A 7053-nucleotide genomic window follows, 5' to 3' on the forward strand; every position below is an offset into this window, starting at 1 on the left:
CGGGTGAAGAACTGCACCGGCATCCGCTGCACGTGGTCGTAGACGCGGGTGCGCAGGTCGTAGATGAGCCCCTCGCCGATGCGGCTGGAGTAGAACCGCTCGGCCAGCAACAGCAGGGCATTGACGAGTGCCAGACCGGCAATCAGGAGCGCGATCCGCACGACCTGCGCGCCGGCGTCGGGATCGAGCGACTCGCTCTGCCCAAGCACGATGGCGTCGACCACCTGGCCCGCCAGCAACGGGGTGGCCACGCCGATGACCGCGCCGAGCACCACCGTCAGCAGGAAGACCGCGATCTCTGTCCGGTATGGCCGGGCGAAGACGAGGATCCGCCGCGCGGTCAGCTTCCCGATCTTGCGGTTCCTGGCAGACTGCACGTTCTCCAGCGCCTGAGCATAGCTCAGAAAGGCGCCCCCCAGTGAAGTCATGCCTTCTCGCTATCTTCCGGATGTGCCTTGGACCGGCACTTCAGCCTGCTGATTCTCGATGGATGCACTAGTCGTCGTCCCTCGTGTCGGTTCGAAGGATGTCTAGGGATTTCGACGCTCTGTCGACATGTCGCGTCTCAGCAATCTTGGCGTCGCCAGGTCGCTTTGCCGTCGAGGGCAGTGAGCTGGCACTCGTACTGCGCGGAGAGGGTAGCTAGGCGGTGGAGGATTCGTTCGGCTGCGGTCGGTGATGCTGGGATGGGCAAACCGCGGGTGGCCCATCGGCCGGTGGTCATTATTTCCATGGGGACGAAGGTAACTTCGAGGGCGGTATGGTTTGTGTCGAAGCTGACCAGGACGGCTGCGGTCTCGCGGAACCGTTCTTCGTGGAAGCTATTGAAGCTCGCTGCGTGGATGTCGGCGGTGCTTGCATGGGCTGGCAGGCCGGCCTTATGGCGGGCGTCGGCGGGCAGGCGATGCAGGTTGTCGTGCTGGAATAGGAACGTACCGAGACCATGCAGGATGGGCGCGCCGGCGTAGATTTCCAGACCGCGTAGCACATGGGGTCCGTGCCCGACTACTAGGCTGGCCCCGGCTTCGATGCATGCGTGTGCCGTATGGGTGACGAAGTCGGCGGGCGTTTCGTGCTCTCCAGCAAAGTCGTGAGAGTGGATGCTGAGTACGACGATGTCGGCGACGCGGCGGGCCTCCGTCACCGCGCGGACCGTGGCGCCTAGGTCAGCAGGGTTGGCCACTGTGTGGGAGGCGTGCCTGGACCCGCGCAGGAAGCGGTAGGGAGGGAAAAAGACGGTGTCGGGGCCGAACAGCTCGGGGTTGAGGCCGCGTCTGGTTGCGATTCCCTTCAGCAGCTCGAAATCGTTTTGGGGGAGCTCATGGGCATGCGAGAAGCGCAGGGGGGCGATACCAGGACGGGCAGGGATGCCGTCGGCCGTGGCCGTGGCCGCCATGAATTCGGCCAGAGTGGAGCAGACCGAGACAAGAGCAACCCGGCCGGAAGCGGTTTCGGCGAAGCACGCGGTGCGGGCTTCGGCTTCATCACGACCAGCGCCAGCGTGGGCAATGTGGGCGCGGTCGAGTTCAGCTGTGGTACGCAGCAGGGCTGGCACGCCGAAGTCCATCGCGTGGTTGTTGGCGCGCGACATGAGTGTGAACCCGAGTTCGGCGAGGTCGTCAGCCACAGCCGCGGGAGCGCGTAGCCAGGTGCCGCCACTGAAGTGGCTGGCCGGGCTCTCGTAGTCGTGGATGAGGGTTTCGAAGTTGCCGAAAACGGCGTCCGCTTGGTTTGCGAGCGCCTGAAAGCGCCTGAAATGGCCAGCGTGGGTCGCTGCATGCAGGCGGCGGGTGGCCACCACGTCGCCTACGAGAAGCAGTGTTAAACCAGGTGTGTTACCCATGGCGTGGTCCCCAATAGTCTACAGGTGGTCTCTTGCCGCCGTCTGCTCTGCTCAAGGCTTGACGGGCGAAGTGGATGCGTAGAGCTGTCTGCCGCTGGCGTTCGGCCGCTGCGGCGGTGCTATGTCCGCCCGCGAAGCGGTAGATCTGGTGCGCCTTTCCGTGAATCGACAGCCGGCTTAGAAAGCTGTCTAGCTGTCGCGGCTGGCAGCGCGAGTCGTTGTCGCCGGCCAGGACCAGCAGCGGTGCCCTGATGTGGGCGACATAAGCGGTCGGGCAGGCCTGACGGTAGCGGTCGGCGACCTGTTCGGGGGTGCCGTCGAACAGCTCAGCGAGGAAAACACGCAGTTGGGTGCTGCCGTGCTGGTAGGCGACGCAGAGATCGGCCAGTGGTACGTCAGCGATACCGGCGGCCCAGCGTGTTGGCTGGGTGCCGAGAGCAAGTAGGGTCAAATACCCGCCCCAGGACTGGCCGGTTAGCACGCATCGGGTCGGGTCGGCCGTGCCGTCGGCGACCGCTGCCTGCCAGACTGCGGTCAGATCTTCGAGCTCGGTCAGGCCCGGTCGGCCGATGATCGCATCCCGCCACGTCGTGCCGTACCCCAGCGAGCCTCGATAGTTGACGTGAATGACAGCAAATCCCGCGTCCAGCCAGGCCGCCCGTTCCGGTGAGTAGCGGTCCACATCCGTGCCGCGGGGTCCGCCGTGCAGGGCGAACACAGTCGGACACGGCCCCTTACCCAGAGCGGGGGTGGCCACAAGCGCGTGTACAGGGCCACCTGGTCCGACGGCGAATAGGTCGCGTAGCGGCTCAGACGCTGGCGGGCCGCTCTGCTGGCTCACGAGGGGCCGGTCGGCCCCGTCGTGTGTCAGGACGCGCGCGTTCCAGGAGGCGGCGCCTGAGGAGCCGGAGTACCAGATGGTGTCATCGGGTCGGGCTTGGGCTGCCCCCAGATTCCCGCGCGGTACGTCAATAGACGTCAGCTGCTCGGTCTCCGGGTCGTAGCGGTGCAGGGTGGATCGGGCGCGATGACGCCCAATGATCAGCAGCATTCTGCCGTCCGGGTACCACGTGGCGGTTAGGTCACCCGGCAGGTCGTCACCTACCGGAATTTCGTCGCTGGTGACCGGATCCCAGATCAATAGTTTGCGCCAGCCTCGACGGTGACGGACCACCAGCAGCCGCTGGTCGCCCGGGATCGGACTGAAGGCTAGAGCCCCACCGTGGCGGCTGGTGGCGGCCAGCGTGCCGTCGGCGGCGTTGATCAGCGACAGGGCTGGGCTGCGGCCGTCGGTGCCGGACTGGGTGAGTGCCAGTAGAGTTTCGTCGGCTGACATCGCGACCAGGCGGGCGCCGTAGCGGCCAGCGTGCACGACCTTAAGTGACTCACCAGGCTGCGTCACCCAGACGGCAGCGCCAGCCCTAGTGGTCAGCCCGATCGCAGCGCTGCGGCGGCCCAACGCAAGTCCGGTGGGATAGCCGGCGGGCAGACCTGGCACCGCCGGCTCGGCCATGCTGCAGGCCAGCCATGGCGGGTATGGCCGCCGCATCCAGATGCCAGTCTCGCTGCCATCTGTGTCGGCGAACCACCAGACCCATCTGCCGTCGGGGCTGATGGCGGCCCGACCGACGCCGACCGGTGTGTCAGTGTTGGATACCTGATGGTGCGCGCCGTTGTCCAGGTCCAAGGCATGGACCTGGTGAACGCCGTTGGTGGTGGTGATGTAAATGCATCGCTGAGGCGCGTCGGCGGCCCACATCGGCATGGGCATCCGGGGTGTGGTGAAGCGGGCGCGCCATCGCGCTTCCGCAGCGGGATCGGTGAACAGCTGTGCAGGGACGTCCGCCTGAGGGCTGCCCATGCGGTCACTCATGTACGGGCCCGACAGGCGCGACCGGCTGCGGACCGCCGCAATCCAGCAGCAGCGGGGATGGCAAAGCGAGCGAGCTGTCCATTTGCAGTAGCTGATACAGCACGCCTGCTAGGCCGTCCATCAACCCCGGTGTGGTCAACGCCTCCACCTCGGCCTCCCAGTCGACGGCCGGGCCATCGACCGATACGCCAAGCCGGATAGCGAGCTCCCAGCTGCCCAGCTGCCCGTGGCACAAGGTCAGTCCGGGCGAGGCCAGTGCTGGCGTCAGTTCGGCGGCGTGGGCGGCCATCCGGCGGAACCGTTCCCGGCCCGTACGCCGGTAAAGGTCCCAGGCGGCCAGACCGACCCCCGTGGTGCCGTGGCACCAGGTGGCCGTGTAGGTGCCTTTCTCGCTTGGCATGCGCAGGTCCCGCCAGCCCCGACCGGCCTGGAACGCCGAATCAACGAAAGCGAACGCCTGCTCCGCCAGTTCATCCCACTGGCCCAGACCTGTCGCCAGGCCTAGTCGGTACAGCGCCCATCCGATCCCCATTGACCCGTGCGCAAACCCGGCTGATCCGCGTGGAAAGCTCGCCGGCCTCGTTATTGGAGGCTTGTCGGGCCATGTCGCGCCCTCCTTCGTCAGCACCGCCCGCTCTCTCACGCCCTCGGCGAGCTGTATCGCCAACTTCGTGTAGGTGTCCTTGCCGGTGCGCTCAGCCAGGCCTAGCAGGGGCACGATTGCACCCCCCGCGCCCACCAGTAGGTCAGGCATGATTTGGTCAGCAACCGCTGAGGTGATCTTGGTGGTTGCTGCTTCGGCGCATGGGAGTGCCCGCCGCACACGTAAACGATCCAGCGCCAGCCACGTCCACACCAGCGACGCAGGCCCGCAGTATCCGCCCTGTTCCTGGCCCGTTTCGAGCTGCTGAGCGGCCCGCAAGGTTGCCAGCGCCGCTTCCAATAGCGCGTCAGTACCAGAGACGGGATCTGCGCGGCCGAGACGCACCGCGCGCTGGTAGGCGGCCAGTGCCAAAGTGATGCCAGCGGTGCCGTCATACAGATCCGCCGACACCGCACGCACCACGCGCGCCGTCACCGACCCGATCGAGGTGCCCACCCAGGTGACCGTGCCGTCGTCGCCCCAGATGGCACTGTCGCGAAGCCGGGCGACCACCCGCGCCGTGAGGGCTCGCCGCTGATCCGGCTCCAGCACCCTCACACTGCCGGAACGGCCGGCGTCAGCTGGCGTATACCGGTGCAGATGGTAGGCGTTGGCCAACGAGGCACGGATCACCCGCTCATGCATCGCATCATCGCGTGAACGCCACCGCCGCAGCGCCGGGCGCAGCTGGTCGCCATAGTCCGCCAGCAGATGTCCTCCCGGCCCGTGCGCCCGCCCCGTTTCGGGGGCGAACTCGAACACCGGAACATCACCGGCCAGCAGATCAGCCAACTCCGCCCGAGCCAGCCCATCCGGGTCGGCAACATGCAACCGCTCAGCGTCTTGGACCAAAATACGCTCAGCCTGCTTCAAGGCGCCGCCCTGGTCGTGCAGCGACGCCGGATGCCACAACCCGTACTCTAGATCGACATAGAATTGCGTGGACCGCGGCACCAGCCGCATCAGGCACCCGCCAAACCGGGCCAAGCCAGGCTCCAGGTCTCCACGTGCGTCCAACGCGTCAATCCGCCGGGCATACGCCCGGTATCCCTCGACGATCTGGCCGACGAATTGCTCCGGCCGCGGCGTCATGCGCGGGTGGTTGGTTCCCGGCCGGTTCACCTCGATTGGCGTACGAACCATCCGCGCGGCATCGGTGCCAGCGCCCTGCAGCACCGGCACCGGCACGGGGGTCTGCTGATCGGGCAGCGACCCCAACCCCGAAACGTCGACCGCACCACCTGCCATGACCCTTGCCGGCAGCAGCCCACTGGCCATCGTGGTCCAGCTGACTAGTTGATCGGCCCGGCGGGCGGCGTGGCACCACGTGGTCTTCGACTCCCACGGCGGGGTAAACAAGGTTTCACAGTCGATGATGACTGGCACCGCACCTGCTGCAATCATGTTCTGATGGTGCAGATCGGTTCCGCCGAGCAACGCCATGACCGCCATCCAGGCACCCATGCCTCGGTAGAAACGCAGTTCCTCGGCCTGATCAGCGCAGTAGCGATGATCGATGTGCTCGGTCCAGCCGTAGCCGTTACCGGTTATCACGGCAGGGAGTCGGATCCACTCCTCATGGTCCCGGTGCAGATCCTCCAGTAGGTGCGCCAGTGCATGATCGACGCCCATCGGACGAGGCTTGTAATGGACCACGCGGGTCCCGAACTCTAGCCGCATCACGCTATGCCCGCCGCGATGCGCATCACCCTGCCCCAACGCGATGCCGCTCAGCTCCCCTCGACCGGCAAAGGTCTCGAGCCTGTCACGGTCGGCCCGCAGCCTGCGCGCCATGGTCACCAGCGACGCTGACCGGCCTTCGATCAGCCGCTCCACACGGGGACGCAGGTGCGGGTAGTGCCGCTCCATTCCGCGCCAGAACTCCACCGTTGCCGCTTCCGCAACAAACTGTTGCCAGCGTTCCTCAGAACTAGCCCCCGACAGACGACCTTGTGCTGTCGCCGCGTGCAGCTCCAACACCAGCAGCCGCCGCAGCCTGCCCAACAGCGCTGGGCCCAGCCACGCATTAAATCCATGAACCAACAACGCACAGGCACCGCCATCGAGCTGTGGCACCTCCCGCTGCACCTGATCAGCTAGCCGCTCCACCGCCGGCGCCTGCCAAACCGCCACGGTGGCGGCCAACCCGCCATCCTCACGCCTTACCTCGAACACACAAATCCTCCCGCCACCCGCACCTGACGGACCCCGTTCGCCGGATCTGGACTCAACCTCCGCCGGTCAGCCCGGATGCGCCTAAAGCACGAACGACGCATCCGGGCTCCGCCGTCACACCCGGGAAATCAGAACCTCAGCACGGGTCGCATGGGTCGCAGTTGGTCAGCGGACAGGTGTAGTCGGTCGTCCCGCCCCACTCCTGCGAGTGGGGAATGACTTCGAACTGCGGACCAGCCGGATTGACTACGCCGTCAACCTCGCTGGCGCCTGCACGCCAGGCGGCCACAACATCGGACTCGAACTCGGACATTTCCTACCCCACCTTCAAGCGAGAAGTTTTACGCCTGGTAATACGAGTAGCCGCAGGTAAAGGTTCCCGGCCCAATCCATGGGGGTCTGCTGCACCGATAGGTGACATCTGACGATCTTGTGCGCAATAGCTGAGGTCACGCGATGTGCTGCTCCGGGGCGTTTCACCAGGTGATGGTGCGGTCGGAGACCAGGGCGGCGACGGCG

At 66.2% G+C, this 7053-nt stretch carries 5 protein-coding genes; all 5 read right to left on the minus strand.

The window, feature by feature from the left end:
• Positions 1 to 428 (minus strand): ABC transporter transmembrane domain-containing protein (locus AB0J67_RS38095; RefSeq protein WP_363490181.1); only part of this gene is annotated, 428 nt, incomplete at its 3' end.
• A 137-nt stretch (positions 429 to 565) separates the two neighbouring features.
• Positions 566 to 1843, minus strand: coding sequence for a CapA family protein (locus AB0J67_RS38100; RefSeq protein WP_363490183.1), 1278 nt, complete (start codon positions 1841 to 1843; stop codon positions 566 to 568).
• Positions 1836 to 3716: a prolyl oligopeptidase family serine peptidase gene (locus tag AB0J67_RS38105; protein ID WP_363490185.1), complete on the minus strand. Its 1881-nt coding sequence runs from the start codon at positions 3714 to 3716 to the stop codon at positions 1836 to 1838. The genes AB0J67_RS38100 and AB0J67_RS38105 overlap by 8 nt, the downstream gene beginning before the upstream one ends.
• Complete coding sequence (locus AB0J67_RS38110; RefSeq protein WP_363490187.1) at positions 3709 to 6504, minus strand: type 2 lanthipeptide synthetase LanM family protein; 2796 nt, start codon at positions 6502 to 6504, stop codon at positions 3709 to 3711. The genes AB0J67_RS38105 and AB0J67_RS38110 overlap by 8 nt, the downstream gene beginning before the upstream one ends.
• A gap of 166 nt (positions 6505 to 6670) precedes the next feature.
• Positions 6671 to 6847, minus strand: a complete 177-nt coding sequence (locus AB0J67_RS38115) for a DUF6229 family protein (RefSeq protein WP_363490189.1) — start codon at positions 6845 to 6847, stop codon at positions 6671 to 6673.
• Between the last annotated feature and the right edge of the window lie 206 nt (positions 6848 to 7053).

This window comes from Catellatospora sp. NPDC049609, assembly GCF_040675365.1.
Taxonomy (GTDB): Bacteria; Actinomycetota; Actinomycetes; order Mycobacteriales; family Micromonosporaceae; genus Catellatospora.